This window comes from Nocardia sp. SSK8 (assembly GCF_037034205.1).
Taxonomy (GTDB): Bacteria; Actinomycetota; Actinomycetes; order Mycobacteriales; family Mycobacteriaceae; genus Nocardia.
The window spans coordinates 271,131-285,733 of sequence record NZ_JBAGKD010000001.1; the positions used below are offsets into that span (position 1 = coordinate 271,131).

14 protein-coding genes are annotated in these 14,603 nt (G+C 71.5%); 8 read left to right on the forward strand and 6 right to left on the reverse strand.

The window, feature by feature from the left end:
• The first annotated feature begins 78 nt into the window (after positions 1-78).
• Together WA675_RS01260 and WA675_RS01265 are read left to right on the forward strand one after the other, a co-directional pair.
• Positions 79-1,236, forward strand: coding sequence for an esterase/lipase family protein (locus WA675_RS01260; RefSeq protein WP_336081160.1), 1,158 nt, complete (start codon positions 79-81; stop codon positions 1,234-1,236).
• On the forward strand, positions 1,236-2,567 hold the full coding sequence (locus WA675_RS01265) for a lipase family protein (protein ID WP_336081161.1): 1,332 nt from the start codon (positions 1,236-1,238) through the stop codon (positions 2,565-2,567). The genes WA675_RS01260 and WA675_RS01265 overlap by 1 nt, the downstream gene beginning before the upstream one ends.
• A 609-nt stretch (positions 2,568-3,176) precedes the next feature.
• Here the strand turns inward: WA675_RS01265 and WA675_RS01270 are convergent.
• Together WA675_RS01270 and WA675_RS01275 are read right to left on the reverse strand one after the other, a co-directional pair.
• On the reverse strand, positions 3,177-4,160 hold the full coding sequence (locus WA675_RS01270; protein ID WP_336081162.1) for a cation diffusion facilitator family transporter: 984 nt from the start codon (positions 4,158-4,160) through the stop codon (positions 3,177-3,179).
• A gap of 158 nt (positions 4,161-4,318) precedes the next feature.
• Positions 4,319-4,642 carry a hypothetical protein gene (locus WA675_RS01275; protein ID WP_336081163.1) on the reverse strand — a complete coding sequence of 108 codons (324 nt, stop codon included), beginning with the start codon at positions 4,640-4,642 and terminating at the stop codon, positions 4,319-4,321.
• A gap of 220 nt (positions 4,643-4,862) precedes the next feature.
• On the opposite strand from WA675_RS01275, the gene WA675_RS01280 reads away from it, so the two are divergent.
• From WA675_RS01280 to WA675_RS01290, 3 genes are all read left to right on the forward strand, one after another.
• The gene (locus WA675_RS01280) at positions 4,863-5,399 is read left to right on the forward strand and encodes a sigma-70 family RNA polymerase sigma factor (protein WP_336081164.1); all 537 of its coding nucleotides are present in this window, start codon (positions 4,863-4,865) and stop codon (positions 5,397-5,399) included.
• A gap of 179 nt (positions 5,400-5,578) precedes the next feature.
• Positions 5,579-8,044 (forward strand): N-acetylmuramoyl-L-alanine amidase, encoded by a 2,466-nt coding sequence (locus tag WA675_RS27365; RefSeq protein WP_442945529.1) that lies wholly within the window; start codon positions 5,579-5,581, stop codon positions 8,042-8,044.
• Between the two features lie 139 nt (positions 8,045-8,183).
• Complete coding sequence (locus WA675_RS01290; protein WP_336081166.1) at positions 8,184-9,221, forward strand: CobW family GTP-binding protein; 1,038 nt, start codon at positions 8,184-8,186, stop codon at positions 9,219-9,221.
• Here the strand turns inward: WA675_RS01290 and WA675_RS01295 are convergent.
• The 3 genes from WA675_RS01295 to WA675_RS01305 are packed head-to-tail and all read right to left on the reverse strand — an operon-like array spanning position 9,218 to position 11,971.
• On the reverse strand, positions 9,218-9,649 hold the full coding sequence (locus tag WA675_RS01295; RefSeq protein ID WP_336081168.1) for a molybdenum cofactor biosynthesis protein MoaE: 432 nt from the start codon (positions 9,647-9,649) through the stop codon (positions 9,218-9,220). The two genes, WA675_RS01290 and WA675_RS01295, sit on opposite strands and share 4 nt — an antisense overlap.
• Positions 9,642-10,772, reverse strand: coding sequence for a bifunctional molybdenum cofactor biosynthesis protein MoaC/MoaB (gene moaCB / locus WA675_RS01300; RefSeq protein WP_336081170.1), 1,131 nt, complete (start codon positions 10,770-10,772; stop codon positions 9,642-9,644). Before moaCB ends, WA675_RS01295 begins: the two co-directional genes overlap by 8 nt.
• Complete coding sequence (locus tag WA675_RS01305; protein ID WP_336081171.1) at positions 10,769-11,971, reverse strand: molybdopterin molybdotransferase MoeA; 1,203 nt, start codon at positions 11,969-11,971, stop codon at positions 10,769-10,771. Before WA675_RS01305 ends, moaCB begins: the two co-directional genes overlap by 4 nt.
• Positions 11,972-12,112: 141 nt before the next feature.
• On the opposite strand from WA675_RS01305, the gene moaA reads away from it, so the two are divergent.
• Genes moaA through WA675_RS01320 form a run of 3 tightly spaced genes read left to right on the forward strand, consistent with a single transcriptional unit; the run spans position 12,113 to position 13,768 of the window.
• Positions 12,113-13,171, forward strand: a complete 1,059-nt coding sequence (gene moaA, locus WA675_RS01310) for a GTP 3',8-cyclase MoaA (RefSeq protein ID WP_336081172.1) — start codon at positions 12,113-12,115, stop codon at positions 13,169-13,171.
• A complete protein-coding gene (locus WA675_RS01315; protein WP_336081173.1) occupies positions 13,164-13,406 on the forward strand; it encodes a MoaD/ThiS family protein in 243 nt (80 codons plus the stop codon). Before moaA ends, WA675_RS01315 begins: the two co-directional genes overlap by 8 nt.
• Positions 13,407-13,408: 2 nt before the next feature.
• The gene (locus WA675_RS01320; protein ID WP_336081174.1) at positions 13,409-13,768 is read left to right on the forward strand and encodes an iron chaperone; all 360 of its coding nucleotides are present in this window, start codon (positions 13,409-13,411) and stop codon (positions 13,766-13,768) included.
• A gap of 4 nt (positions 13,769-13,772) precedes the next feature.
• Here the strand turns inward: WA675_RS01320 and nadE are convergent, their stop codons facing one another.
• Positions 13,773-14,597, reverse strand: coding sequence for an ammonia-dependent NAD(+) synthetase (nadE, locus tag WA675_RS01325; RefSeq protein ID WP_336081175.1), 825 nt, complete (start codon positions 14,595-14,597; stop codon positions 13,773-13,775).
• Between the last annotated feature and the right edge of the window lie 6 nt (positions 14,598-14,603).

The following is a 14,603-nucleotide window of genomic DNA, read 5'->3' on the forward strand; positions in this document are numbered from 1 at the left end:
GCTGTGGTGCGGGTCATAGATTCGCAGAGCGCGTCGAAGCCACCCTGCTCGTCGGCGCGGTTCGACGGAAGTGACATCATGACAACGCACACCCTGCGCCGCACCCTCTGCGGCCTCGGCATCGCCGCGGGCCTGACCGCGGCCTCGGCCCTGGGCACCACGCCCGCCACGGCGGAACCCACGCTCGAGCCGACCATCGGTTCGCTGGCCGCCTACCTCGACTCGACCATGGCCACCGCGGCCGACGGGCGCACGCCCACCGCGATCGCCGACACCGGCAGTGCCTCCGGCAGCGGCTCCGGATCGGCCGCCACCAGCCGCGCCACCGACACCCTCGGCGAGGGCCCGGCCATGACGGCCCCCCTGGCCGCCTTCGCCTACAGCCTGCTCCACCCCGACGCGGCCCCGCCCAAGGCCAACCGGTGGGACTGCGAGCCCTCGGCCGAGCACCCGAACCCGGTGGTGCTGCTGCACGGCACCTGGCTCAACGCCTTCGACACCTTCTCCTATCTCTCCCCGCGCCTGGCCGATGCCGGGTACTGCGTGTTCACCCTGAACTACGGCAAGTCCGGACTGCTCGAGGGCGGCGGTCTCGGAGCCATCCTGCCCGGCCGCAACGGCGTGGGCCCGATGGCCGATTCCGCCCGGCAGGCCGCCGATTTCATCGACCGGGTGCGCGCGGCGACCGGCGCCGAGCAGGTCGACATCATCGGCCACTCGCAGGGCGGCACCATCGCCAACCACTACCTCAAGTTCGACGGTGGCCAGGGCAAGGTCGGCAAGCTCATCACCTTCGGCGCCACCCACCACGGCACCTCGCTCATGGGCATCGCCACCCTGGGCCGGATGATCAACAACGCGGGCATCGACATCCTCGGCTTCTACCGGCCGATCATCGGCGTCAGCAATGTCGAGCAGGCGGTCGGCTCGCCGTTCTACACGACCCTCAACGCGAACGGCGACACCGTGCCCGGCGTCGCCTACACCGCGGTCGGCTCCCGCTACGACGAGGTGATGAACCCCTACGACTGGACCTTCCTCACCGCCGGGCCCGACGCCACCGTCGACAACATCACCCTCCAGGCCGGATGCGAACAGGACATCTCCGACCACCTGACCATGATGTATTCGCCGCGCGCCACCTCCATCGCCCTGCGCGCCCTCGACCCGGCGAACGGCCCGGAACTGGCGTGCACGTTCAATCCGTGGTTCCTCGGTGGCGGCGGCAGCCTGTGATGAGCCTCGACCTGCGGATGGCGGCGCCCTGGCGCACCGACCCGCTGCTCCCGCCCGCCGACCCGTTCTACGCCACCCCGCCCGCCGTCGAGCTGCTCGCGCCGGGCGCGGTGGTGCGGGCCCGGCCGGTGGAGCTGGCGCTGTTCGGGCTGGTGCCGCAGCGGATCACGGCCTGGCAGTTGCTGTATCGCACCTGCGATCTCGACGGGGCGCCGGAGGTGGCGGTGACGACGGTGCTGCTACCCGCCGACGCCGATCCGGCCCGATCGCGGCCGCTGGTGTCGTTCCAGTGCGCGATCGATGCCGTTGCCCCGCAATGCTTCCCGTCCTACGCCTTGCGCCGCGGCGCGCGGACGCTGGGCTCCATCGCCCCGCTGGAACTGCCGATCATCGCCATGGCGCTGCGGCAGGGCTGGGCGGTGTCGGTGCCCGATCACGAAGGGCTCGGCGGGCGGTTCGGTGCCGCCCGCGAGCCCGGATACCGCGCGCTCGACGGGGTCAGGGCCGCACTGGCTTTCGCGCCGCTCGGCCTGGATGCCGCCGCGCCGGTGGCACTCTGGGGCTACTCCGGCGGTGGGCTGGCGACGGCCTGGGCCGCCGAACTGGCCGCGGAGTACGCGCCGGAGCTGCGCGTGGTCGGGGCGGTGGCCGGTTCGCCGGTGGGCGATCCCGCCGCGGCGTTCGTGCGGCTCAACGGCGGTTGGTTCGCCGGGTTCCCCGCCGCTTTCGTCGCGGGCCTGCGCCAGGCCTACCCCGATCTCGACCAGATCCTGCGCGATCACCTCGACGAGCGTTATCGCGCGCTGCTCGGCGAGGCCGAACAGCGCAGCACCTTCGCGCTGCTGCTGCGGTTCCTGCGCCGCGATGTCAGCGGGCACCTGCGCGACGGACTCGACGGACTCCTCGCCGAACCAGCCCTGCGCCGCATCCTCGCCGATATCGAACCCGGCACCCGCGCACCCGCCGCCCCGCTGCTGGTGCTCCAAGGGGTGCGCGATGAGGTCATCGCCGTCGCCGATATCGACGCCCACGTCCAGCGCTACCGTCACGCCGGGGCCACCGTCCACTACCTGCGCATCCGCCGCGGTTCCCACCTGCCGCTCGAATTCCTCGTCGTCCCCGCGGCCCTCGACTGGCTCACCGCCCGCTTCGCGGGCCACGTGGCCCCCACCGGCACCACCACCGTCACCTCGGTGACCCGCAGCGGACCCGCCCTGCGCACCCACCTCGCCTTCCTCGGCGTGCTCGCCCGCATGCTCACCGGCAGCCGCCTCACCTCCACCCCGGGCGCGGAAAAGACCGCGACTGCAACGACGACGTCCACCAGGTAGGCGGCCGCGACATCCTCGAATACTGGATCCCCGCCGAAGACCTCGATACCGTCAACGCCCACCTCCTGGGCCCCCATCGAACTCGTCCACACCTTCCCGAACCCCACCACCCCGGCATAAGTGGGACGGGGTGTAGCGGGTGCCCCTATTTTTCGGGGCATTGGAAAGGGGGCCTTATCAGTTGGCGCAATGTGAATCTCATGGGGCTCTTATATTCGCCTCAGAAAGATGGTGTATCACGAGAAAAGGGCTGGTGGTGATAGGTTTTTGAGGGGGATTGTTACCGTCGTCACGAAATCGGGAAATGCGTAACCCGGGGGTGGGTCGGGGTCGATATGCCGTTCGTAAGCCAGCCTCGGCTGGACCTATCGAGAAACAGAGGAATTCTTATGATCCCCGTTATCATCGACACCGGTAGCGCCGCCCTGAACGGCCTCTTCGACACCCTCGGCGCCGCTCTCCACGGCATCGTCAACACCCTGTGGACCGGTTCCTTCGGCGGCTGATTCCAGCCCCAGGTCGATGTGACGACCAGGTCCGCCCTGACCGCGTGACCTACGAGAAGGCCCCGCACCCGGACGAGGTGTGGGGCCTTCCCGCGTCTGCGGGTCAGTGCGAATGCGAGTGGGTGCCGCTCCCGCTCGGCACGTGCTTCGGCCCGTGCGACTCGCCGCAGTGGCCCTCGTCGGGACGCCCGGCGCCGATGTCGAGCACGCTGGGATTGGCGTGGTCGACCTGCAGGGTGACGTGCCCGATGTGGTGTTCGTGGTCGAGCATGTGCGCGATATCCTCGCGCACCGCGTGGCAATCGTGCCCCGGCTGCACCAGCACGTGCGCCGAGAGGGCGGGTGAGCCGGAGGTGATCTCCCAGATGTGCAGGTCGTGCACCTCGGTGACACCCTCGCGTGCGGCCATGTCGCGACCCACCCGCGCGGGGTCGAGATAGTCCGGCGCGGCCTCGAGGAAGATGCGGCTCGACGCGCGGATCAGCCCGATGCCCGCCTTGATCATCAGCGCCACCACGATCAGGCTGGCCACCACGTCGGCCTGCACCCACCCGGTGAGAATGATGACCAGACCGGCCACCGCCGTCGCGATGAAGGCGAACAGGTCGTTGAGGATGTGCTGGTAGGCGCCCTCGACATTCAGGCTGGTCCGGTCGGCCCGGCTGATCATCCAGGTCGCCAGCACATTCACCACCACGCCGACCAGCGCGGTGATCAGCACCAGCGTGCCGTGCACCTCCGGCGGCTCGAACAGCCTGCGGATCGCCTCGTAGCCCAGCCACAGCGCCAGCAGCAGCAGGGTCAGCCCGTTGGCCTGGGCCGAGAGGATCTCCACCCGCTTCCAGCCCCAGGTCATCCGACCCGCCGCCGGGCGCTTGGCCAGCCGGATCGCCAGCAGGGCCAGCACGATCGATGCGGCGTCGGTGGTCATGTGCGCCGCGTCCGAGAGCAGGGCGAGCGAATCGGCGATCACGCCGACGATCACCTCACCGATCAGGAACGTGACGATCACTGCCAGCGCGCCGGCCAGCCAGCGCCGATCGCTGTCGACCGACACCCCGTGGTCGTGCCCGTGTCCTGCGCCCATCGCTTTCCCCTTCTGCCGCGGTTCGATCGATGGCTATCGTATGCACGCATCGCTATGTGTGCAATTCCTTCGTGGCCGACGGTGGCGCGCGCGGGCGATCGAGGCTGGTCACCGGCGGTACCAGCCTAGGCCGTGCGGGGGCGTTGTGGTGAGTTCGCTCAGTCCGGTTCGGGCCGGTCGTCGGCGACGATCAGCCGCGCCGTCGCGTAGTGCGCGGCGATCAGCGCCGGGGGGTAGGTCGGCCAGGCCGACACTGCCCCGGTCGGCTTGTCGATCACATAGACCGAACCGCCGACCGGCACCGGCGGATCCGGCGGCGCGTTCGTCCGCACCACCGCGAAGACGGCGAAACCCTCGGGGAATTCGATGATGCGGCGCTCGGTGTCCGGCGCGTCGGCGGGTAGGTGATCGGCCGCGATGCGGGCGGCCTCGGCCCGGTCGACCGGCGTCTGCGCGTCGGTCGGAAATGCATGGATGTCCACGTAACAGCTCCTCGCCGCGATTGTCGTCGCCGGGACGCCGCCGTGGGTGGGGAATCGGGGAAGCCGGGAAAAAGAGCGAGCCCGGCGGCCCTGCTCCCCCCTCCTGGAGCAGGCCCGGCCGGGCTCGCGAGAAAAGTGTCGCGCGCGGGCCCAGCAGGATTCTGAAGACCGGCTTAAGGCGGTGCGTTGTCATCGAGGGTCGCCGCGGCGATACATCGATATGACCGACACACCCTGCGGCGCGCACTGCGCGCGACTGTGCACCAAAGACGGGCTGGCGGCCGTGCTGGCCGCCGACCGCGGCCTGCTGCACTGGCGCGCGATGCGCAGCCTCGGCGATCGCGGTCTGGCCGAACACGCGGTGCAGGAGACGCTGCTGCGGGCCTGGCGCTCGTGCGCGCGCTTCGACGAGCGCAAAGGGACTGTGCGGACCTGGCTTTCGGTGATCGAGCGGCATGTCCTCATCGATATCGTGCGGGCCAGGGCCGCGCGCCCGGGCGACGTGGGCTGGGACGACATCACCGAGCTGCCCGCCTGCGGCGGACCGGATTTCGCCGACGGGCTGGTCGACGGCCTGCTCGTCGACCAGCTGCTCGCCCTGCTGCCGGAAGCGCAGCGGGCGGCCGTGGTCGAGGTGATCCTGCGCGATCGCGGATACCGGGAAGTGGCAGCGGATTTCGGCATCCCCGTGGGCACGGTGAAGACCCGCGTGCATTACGCGCTGCGCGCGCTGCGGCAGTTGCCGGACGTTGCCTGACCGGCTTCGCCTTCTTCGCATCTGGGCGCCTGACCAGCGGTTATACCTTCTTTTCGGCTGTTGCATTTCGGTAACGGTGCTTGCTCTGTGGTTACTCGCGTTGCAAGAGTGAACCAGTGGGTTTGGTGTTACCAATGGGAAGGGAGGGGTGCTCCGGTCCCGGGGCGCCGACCGAACATATGCAACCAAACATCATCAATGCCGGTCTCTGCTCCGCCGTCTCCGCCGCGGTCGTGGTGTCGCTGTCCGGGCTGATGCCCGTGACCGCCCACGCGGCGCCGCCCGGGCAGGCCAGCGACAGGCTGGTCGGGAAGACGATCTTCCTCGACCCCGGTCATCAAGGGCCGGAGCACGCGGAGAATCTGAGCCGCCAGGTCGACAACGGCCGCGGCGGTACCAAGGACTGCCAGACCACCGGCATGACCTCGCTGCACGGCATCCCCGAGCACACCATCAACTGGGAGGTCGCGCAGCTGGTCAAGGCGTCGCTGCAGGCACTCGGCGCCGATGTGGTGCTCAGCCGCGACGACGACTCCGGCTGGGGCGGTTGTGTCGACGACCGGGCCCGCGCCGCGAACGAGTCCGGCGCGCAGGTCGCGGTGAGCATCCACGCCGACAGCGCACCCGCCGACCAGCGCGGCTTCCACCTGATCGTGCCGGAACTGCCGATCCCCGACACCGTCGCCGACCACGCGCAAGCAGGCGCGGGCCGGGCGGCATCGTCCTCCGTGCGCGACGCCTACCGCGCCGCCGGTTTCCCCGCCGCCACCTACGCGGGAGTCCAGGACGGCTTGCAGACCAGGGCCGATATCGCCGGTCCGGCGCTGACCCAGGTGCCGCTGGTCTTCGTCGAGATGGGCAACGGCGCCAATGCCGAGGACGCGGCGCTGCTGGAATCGCGCGAAGGACAGCTCAAGCACGCGCTGGCCATCGCCACCGGCGTGGTCGGGTTCCTGATGAACGCGCCCGTCGCCGGGACGACGCCGGTGGACGCGACGGATCAGACCACGGGCGCGGAGGCCGAGGGGTCCACCGCGCCGGGTGAGCATCCGGACGGAACGGCCACCGACCAGGGCTCCGCTCCCGCCGACGGAACCGATCCGTCGGCTCCCCCCGCGGGCAACCCGTCGGGCACCCCCGCCGAGGGCGTGAGCCCCGACGCGCCGCCCGCGACCGGCACCGACGAGGCCCCCGGCCCGGAGGGGGCGCCCGCGAACTCCGCTCCGGCACCGTCGCCGGACCCCGCCGGTACCCCCGAGCCGGACCCCGCCGCCCCGCTCGGCGCCGACACCACCGGCCCGAACCCCGCCGGTGAACCCACGCCCGCCCCGGCGGACCAGGGACCGGCGGACCAGGCGCCCGCCCCCGCGGACCCGGCCCAGGCAGACGGTGCCGTCTCCGCCGAGCCTCCCGCTCCTGCCGACGCTTCGGCGCCCGCCCCCGCGGCCCCCGCCCCGGCAGACGGTCCGGCCCCCGCCGAGCCCCCCGCCCCCGAACAGCCCACCGAGGAAGTCTCCCCGGCCCCCGCCGCGTCCCCGATCAGCCTGTTCGCCCCCGTCCGCCACCCGGTCGCCGACCCCCCGAAGCCCCCCACCGGCTCCAGCGGCCACCTCACGGTCCCCGGCGACAAGAAGCCCGACCCCCTCACCACCGACCAGGTTGCCCCCAAGCCTCCCACCGGTTCCAGCGGCGGCCTGACCATCCCAGCCGACCCCCAGCCCCCGGCAGCCCCCGAACGCGGCGAGAACACCGCCCCCGAAGGCGTGGAAAACGCGATCCCGGGCGCCGATCCCACCCCGACCCCGGGCTCCACCCTCGCGGACCCCGGCACCGACCAGATCCCCACCCCGGGCACCGACACCCTGCCGACCCCCGACTCCGCTCCCGGCACGGGTCCGCTCCCGGTCCCCGGCGCGAACGCAGTCCCCACGCCGGGTCTGAGTCCCTCCACCGCCCCGGGGCAGGGCGCGGCGCGGACGACGACCGCCGTCCCGTCCGCCGCACCCAATGCGATCCCGGCACCGGGCACGGCGGACCAGGGGCTCGGACTCGTCCCGGCGCCCGGCGCCGGTCCGGCTGTACCACCGGCGGTCCCCGGCGGGGATTCGGTTCCGGCTCCCGGGTCGGCCCCGATCCCGGGCCCGGGATCGGTTCCCACACCCGACACGGTGCCTTCCACCGGACCGGATTCGACACCCAGTACCGGCGCCGCGCGAACCACCACCGCGGTCCCGTCCGCCCCGCCGAGCTCGTCTCCCACCCCGACGACCTCACGCGCGACAGGCGCCACCCCGGACAACTCCACGCCGATGGTCCCCCCGAGGCCGACCCCGGCCCGCGCACCGATCAACGATCCCGCCCCGGTCCCCGTCGCCCCCGTCCGCACCGCACCCCCAGGAGCCCCCGCCGCCCCGGCACCCACCCCGCGCGAACGCGGCACCACCCCGAAGTCCCAGGTGACACCCGAAGAATCCACCTCGGACCTCAGCTCCCTGAGCAGCGCCGTCGGCGGCCCGGTCCTCACGATCATGAACCTGCTCATGCCCATGGCCCAGGCCCTCGGCATGGACAACAGCGCCGCGACCAGCCAACTCATCAACCTCGCCTACACCCTCGCAGGCGTGATCTTCGGCCCCACCAAGTAGTCACCGGACCCGATCCGGCGGCCGTCACCATGACGTCCGTCGGCTCGGTCGTTTCCGGATCCGAGACCCGCCGCACCCCTGACCGCATCGACCAGCCGAGCCAGGAGTGGGCGCCGCGGGGCGTGCCGGAAATGGCACCATGGTCGGCGTGATTCCTGTCGTCGTGGTCGCGGGCTTTCTCGGGTCGGGGAAGACGACCCTGCTCAATCATCTGTTGCGCAACAATCGGGGGACGCGCATCGGGGTGGTGGTGAATGACTTCGGGGCGGTGAACATCGACGCGATGCTGGTGGCGGGGCAGGTGGACGCGATGGTGTCGCTGGGGAACGGGTGCGTGTGTTGCGCGGTGGACGTGTCCGAGCTCGATGATCTGTTCGCGCGGCTGGCGCAGCCGCGCAGCGCGGTGGATGTGATCGTGGTGGAGGCCAGTGGGCTGGCCGAGCCGCGGAATCTGATCCGGATGGTGGTGGCGAACCCGAATCCGCGGATCGGGTACGGCGGGCTGGTCGAGGTGGTCGACGCCGAGCAGTTCGGGCAGAGCAGCGCACGGCACCCGGAGCTGGTCTCGCATCTGCGCCTGGCGGATCTGGTGCTGGTGAACAAGGCGGACCGGGTCCCGGAGCAGGCGCTGACCGCGTTGCGTGGGCAGCTGAGCGAGTGGGTCGGGCAGGTCCCGGTCTACGCGACAACGCACGGCCGGGTCGACCCGGGCCTGCTCTTCGACGAACGCACCCCGGAGACGCCGACGGTCGGCCAGCAGCTGAGCTTCGACGCGCTGCTCGACGACCACGACCACGACGAGCCCGGCCACCGCCACCTGCACGACGACTACGTCACGGTGACGTTCACCAGCGAGCACCCCCTGGACCCTCGCGCCCTGGTCGGCTTCCTGGAGGACCCGCCACCAGGACTGTTCCGCGCCAAGGGATTCGTGGCCTTCGCGGTCGCGGGGGAGCGGCGCAAATTCGAGGTGCACCTGGTGGGCAGGCACATCGTCTTCACCCCGGGCCCGTGGGCGCGCGGCGAACAGCGCGTGTCCAACCTGGTGCTGATCGGCGCCGGACTCGACACCGAGCAAGCACTGAAACGCCTGCGCGACACCGCCGTCGAGCCCCCGGCCCGCTGCGACGAGCAGGCGATGCTCGGCGTCTGGCGCTACACCCCGAGCGTGGACTAACCGCAGGCGTTGACCCATTCGGAGAGCCCGTCGGCGAACAGCTGCCGCTTCCAGATGGGCACTTCGTGTTTGATCCGGTCCACCAGTTCGTGGCACACGGTGAACGCCTCGGCCCGATGCGGCGCCGCCACGGCGACGACGATCGCCAGATCGCCGATGGTCAGCGACCCGATGCGGTGGGTGGCCGCCACCGGAAGGCCGTGGGCGGCAGCGACTTCGGCGCACAACTCCCGCAGGAAGCGCGCCGCCTGTGGATGCGCGGAGTATTCGAGCGCGGTGACGGCCTGGCCGCCGTCGTGATTGCGCACCTTGCCGGTGAATACCACGACCGCGCCGAATTCCGGTCCGTCGACGGCCTTTTCGACCTCTACCGGATCCAGATCGAGCTCGCGGATCGCGCTCAGCCGGACGACGCCGTGCTCACTCATGGTCGCCTCCTCCGGCCACCTGCGCCAGCAGGTGATCCAACAACGGTTCCAGCACGGCGATGCCGTCTTTCACGCCGCCGGGGGAGCCCGGCAGGTTCACTACGACGGTACGTCCTGCCAGCCCCGCCACGCCACGGCTCAATGCCGCCAGCGGGAATTTCGCGGTGCCGCGCTGCCGGATGGCATCGGCGACACCGGGCAGCTCCCGGTCGAGCACCGCGCGGGTGGCCTCGGGGGTCGCGTCGGTGGGGGAGGCGCCGGTGCCACCGGTGGTGACCACCAGCGCGGGCCCGCCGAGCAGCGCGTCGGCCAGTCCGGTCGCGATCTCGGCATCGGCGTAGACCAGCGGCCCGCGCACCGAGAATCCCTGCGCGGTCAGCCATTCGGCGAGCACGGGTCCGGTGGTGTCGGTGCGCGTCCCGGCGGCGGTGCGGGTGGAGGCGACCACCACGACCGCCGACGGCGAACCAGCTACGGCGTCAACGTCATTCGTCCCGCCCATGCTTGCAGTCGCGCCCCCGCCTGCCCCGGCGGCCGCCGCCGAATCCGTGCCCGCGGCATCCCCCGCGGCCACAGCGGAGCCCGTCGTGGCGCCCCGCGCGGGCTCGCCGGTGGCCTGCGTACCGGGCGCCGCGACCGAGCCCGGCCGATCCTCCGGCCGCACCCAATGCCCGTGCTTACCACCCTCTTTGGTGACCAGCCGCACCCCGTTCAGCACCGCCGCCGGATCCACCGCCTTCACCATGTCGTGCAGCGTCAGCCCCGCCACGGCGACCGCGGTCAGCGCCTCCATCTCCACCCCGGTCGGCCCGGTGGTCTTGGCCGTCGCCTCGACTGTGATGGTGGTGTCGGTGAACCCGAACTCCACCTTCACCGACGACAATGCCAGCTGATGGCACAGCGGGATCAGCTCGGAAGTCTTCTTGGCACCGGCGATTCCGGCCAGCCGCGCGGTGGAGAGCACATCGGCCTTGGGCATCCCGTCGGCTCGCACCAGCGCGATCACCTCCGCGGTGGTCTGCAATTCGCCTGCGGCGACGGCGATCCGGGTGGTGTCGGCCTTGCCGCTCACATCCACCATGCGTGCGCGGCCTTCACCGTCGACGTGGGACAACTCGCTCATAGGGACAAGATTCGCACAGGGGCGCCCACGGCCAGCGAGGTGACCTCGGCCGGGATGTCGACGAGCACATCGGCCCAGGCCATGCCCGCGATGAGATGCGAGCCGGGACCGCCGATCACCTCGACACCGTCCTCGGTGCGCAGCCCGCGCAGGAACTGGCGGCGCCCGGCGGGGGAACGCAGCGGGGTGAGCAGCGTGGTCTCGGCGGTGAGGGCCGGGGGCAGCCCGCCCAGCGCGCGGAGGGCGGGACGCGCGAAGACGGCGTAGGACACCATCGTGCTCACCGGATTGCCCGGGAAACTGAGCACCGGGACGCCGTCGACCACGGTGTAGCCCTGCGGTCCACCCGGCTGCACGGCCACCGAACCGAACACCCCGCCCATCGGGGCGAGCACATCCTTGACCACCTCGAAATCGCCCTTGGACACGCCACCGGAGGTGAAGACCACATCGGCGCTCGCGGTGGCGGCGCGCAGGGCGGCGGTGAAGCGGGTCGCATCGTCGGTGCTGTGCGCGATATCGATCACCTCGACACCGTCGGCCTGCAGCGCCGCGGCCAGCGCGATCCCGTTCGAGTTGTAGATCTGGCCCGGGGCGAGCTCGCTGCCCGCCGGACGTAATTCGTCGCCGGTGGTCAGGCACACCGCGCGCGGCCTGCTCCGCACCGGGACCGTGGCCAGCCCGACGGCCGCCAGCGCGGCGATGTGCCGCGGTGCCAGCACCGTGCCCGCCCGCGCCACCAGCGCACCCGTCCGCACATCGGTGCCCGCCTCGCGCACGAACTCGCCGCGGCCGCGGCCACGCTCGACCACGATGCGGTCCGCCCCGGCCTGCACGTCCTCCACCGGGACCACACAGTCGGCGCCGGGCGGCATCGGCGCACCGGTCATCACCTTCATCGCCGATCCGGCGGGCAGCTCCGCACCGGCCCGGCCCGCCGCGATCACCCCGGCCACCGGCAGCTGCACCGGCGTGACGGCCACATCGGCGGCGCGCACCGCGTACCCGTCCATGGCGGAATTGCGGAACACCGGCAGGTCGATCGGCGAGACGACATCGGTGGCGAGCACGCGCCCGAGCGCGCCGGGCACCGGGATCTGCTCGTCCGGGCGGTCGGCGAGCGGGGCCAGCAGCGCGGCGACCGTCTCGCGGTACTCGTCGACGCTGCGTGCCGACGCGGTAGCGGGCCGGGGAGTCATGGTCCCAGCCTAATCGCCGCCGGACGTGCGGGTTCGGCTCCGTGGCTCACCACGCCCGGTAGCCGACGGTGAGCTGACGAGTTCGCGACCAATCGGCCCGCCGCACCGATTGTGCTGGGCCTTACGGGTCATACTAGAGAGATGACGTTGGTCGAGATGGGGATTCCCGCTGTGCGAACGGAGCTGCCGTCCCTCGACGGCAGGCCCGACACGCCTTTCCTCGTCGACCGCTTCGGCCGTGTCGCCCGCGACCTGCGCGTGTCCATCACCGAGAAGTGCTCGCTGCGCTGCACCTACTGCATGCCCGAGGAGGGCCTGCCGCCGATCCCGCGCCAGGAACTGCTCACCACCGAGGAGATCGTGCGCCTGGTGTCGCTGGCGGTGCGCGAGCTCGGGGTGCGCGAGGTGCGCTTCACCGGCGGTGAGCCGCTGATGCGCCGCGAACTCGAGGACATCGTCGCCGGGTGTCACGCGGCCGTGCCCGACACCCCGCTGGCCATGACCACCAACGGCGTCGGCCTCGAACACCGGGTCCGCGCGCTCGCGGCGGCGGGACTGTCGCGGGTCAATGTCTCCCTCGACACCGTCGACCGCCTCGATTTCACCCGCCTGACCCGCCGCGACCGCCTCGAATCGGTGCTCAACGGCATCCGCGCCGCCCGCGACACGGGGCTGGCCCCGGTGAAGGTGAACGCGGTGCTGATGAAACAGAACCTGGCGGGCGCGCCGGATCTGCTGGCCTGGTGCCTGGCCGAGGGCGGTGAGCTGCGCTTCATCGAGGAGATGCCGCTCGACGCCGATCACGAGTGGGCCCGCGACCACATGGTCACCGCCGCCGACCTGCTCGAGGTGCTCGGCGAGCGCTTCACCCTCACCCCCACCGCCCGCGCCGATCCCTCGGCCCCGGCCGAGAAGTGGCTGGTCGACGGCGGCCCGGCGACGGTGGGCATCATCGCCACCGTCACCCGCAAGTTCTGCGACAACTGCGATCGCACCCGCCTGACCGCCGACGGCATGCTGCGCTCATGCCTGTTCAGCGACCAGGAGTTCGACGTGCGCACGGTGCTGCGGGCGGGCGCGAGCGACGACGAGGTCGCCGAGCTGTGGCGCGGCGCGATGTGGCAGAAGTGGGCCGGACACGGTATCGACGCCGCCGGCTTCGTCCCCCCGGAACGCACGATGGGAGCCATCGGTGGTTGAGGTCCGCTACTTCGCCGCGATCGCCGACGCGGTCGGCAAGAACACCGAATCACTCGACCTGCCCGCGGGCGCCACCGTCGCCGATCTGCGCGCGCGGCTGGCCGCCACCTACGGCACCGAGGTCGACACGCTGGTGGGCGTGTGCGCCTTCCTCATCGGCGACGAACTCACCCGCGACCCCTCGGCCATGCTGGTCGAGCGGGTCGACGTGCTGCCGCCGTTCGCGGGCGGCTGAGCATGGTCCAGAGCCGGGCCACCGACGTCGCGAACTACCTCGCCGAGCTCCCGCCCGAGCGCCGCGCGCCCCTGACCCGGCTGCGCGAACTGTGCCTGGCCGAGCTCCCCGGCTTCACCGAGGTCATGGCCTACGGCATGCCCGCCTACCAGCGCGACGGCGTCGGCGAGATCGCCTTCGCGAGCCAGAAGCAGTACATCTCGTTCTACCTGCTGCGCACCGACGTCCGCGACGCCTTCGCCGACCGACTGGCCGGTCAGGACATGGGCAAGGGCTGCCTGCGCTTCCGCAAGGAACCGGACTACGACCTGGTCCGGGACCTGCTGCGGGCCACCGCGGCCGGGGAAGGCGTCATCTGCTGACGACTCAGCGCCACCAGGTGTCGAGGGGGGTGACCGGGACGGTGCGCTTGTGCCGGGTGTTGGTGAAGATCGACTCCACGCGGGCGGCCACCTCGGGGGTGACGTCCTTGCCCTCGAGGTAGTCGTCGAGCTCGCTGTAGCGCAGGCCGAGGGCCTCCTCGTCGGGGAGCGCGGGGCGGTCGTCCTCGAGGTCGGCGGTGGGGACCTTGGACCAGATGCTCGACGGCGCACCGAGTTCCTGCAGCAGCGCCGCGCCCTGGCGCTTGGTGAGACCGGTCAGCGGGGTCACGTCGACACCACCGTCGCCGAACTTGGTGAAGAAGCCGGTGACCGCCTCCGCGGCGTGGTCGGTGCCCACGACCAGCATGTTCTCCTGCCCGGCCAGCGCGTACTGGGCGACCATCCGCTCGCGGGCCTTGATATTGCCGCGCACGAAATCGCGCAGCCGCTCGTGGTCGAGCGCGCCCGCCACCTCGGCGGCCACCGCGTCGGCGCCGGGGCGGATGTTCACCACCACCGAGCGATCGGGGTCGACGAAGTTCAGGGCGATCTGCGCGTCGTGCTCGTCGGCCTGCACGCCGTAGGGCAGGCGCACGGCCAGGAACTCGGCCTCGGAGCCCTCGGCCCGCAGCTCCTCGGCCGCCAGCTGGCACAGCCGCCCGGCCAGTGCGCTGTCCTGGCCGCCGCTGATGCCGAGCACGAAACCCTTGGCCGGGGTGCTGCGCAGATAGTCCTTCAGGAAGTCGACGCGGCGGCGGACCTCCTGCTTCGGCTCGATCTCGGGCAGCACACCCAATTCGGTGATGATCTGTTCACGCAGTGTCCCCATGCCGTC

Coding starts and splice junctions, on each gene's coding strand:
- moaCB (WP_336081170.1), bottom strand. CDS start 10,772: ATGAGCGAGTTGTCCCACGTCGACGGTGAAGGCCGCGCACGCATGGTG.
- WA675_RS27365 (WP_442945529.1), top strand. CDS start 5,579: ATGCAACCAAACATCATCAATGCCGGTCTCTGCTCCGCCGTCTCCGCC.
- WA675_RS01295 (WP_336081168.1), bottom strand. CDS start 9,649: ATGAGTGAGCACGGCGTCGTCCGGCTGAGCGCGATCCGCGAGCTCGAT.
- nadE (WP_336081175.1), bottom strand. CDS start 14,597: ATGGGGACACTGCGTGAACAGATCATCACCGAATTGGGTGTGCTGCCC.
- WA675_RS01265 (WP_336081161.1), top strand. CDS start 1,236: ATGAGCCTCGACCTGCGGATGGCGGCGCCCTGGCGCACCGACCCGCTG.
- WA675_RS01305 (WP_336081171.1), bottom strand. CDS start 11,971: ATGACTCCCCGGCCCGCTACCGCGTCGGCACGCAGCGTCGACGAGTAC.
- WA675_RS01280 (WP_336081164.1), top strand. CDS start 4,863: ATGACCGACACACCCTGCGGCGCGCACTGCGCGCGACTGTGCACCAAA.
- WA675_RS01320 (WP_336081174.1), top strand. CDS start 13,409: ATGGTCCAGAGCCGGGCCACCGACGTCGCGAACTACCTCGCCGAGCTC.
- WA675_RS01270 (WP_336081162.1), bottom strand. CDS start 4,160: ATGGGCGCAGGACACGGGCACGACCACGGGGTGTCGGTCGACAGCGAT.
- WA675_RS01260 (WP_336081160.1), top strand. CDS start 79: ATGACAACGCACACCCTGCGCCGCACCCTCTGCGGCCTCGGCATCGCC.
- moaA (WP_336081172.1), top strand. CDS start 12,113: ATGACGTTGGTCGAGATGGGGATTCCCGCTGTGCGAACGGAGCTGCCG.
- WA675_RS01290 (WP_336081166.1), top strand. CDS start 8,184: ATGGTCGGCGTGATTCCTGTCGTCGTGGTCGCGGGCTTTCTCGGGTCG.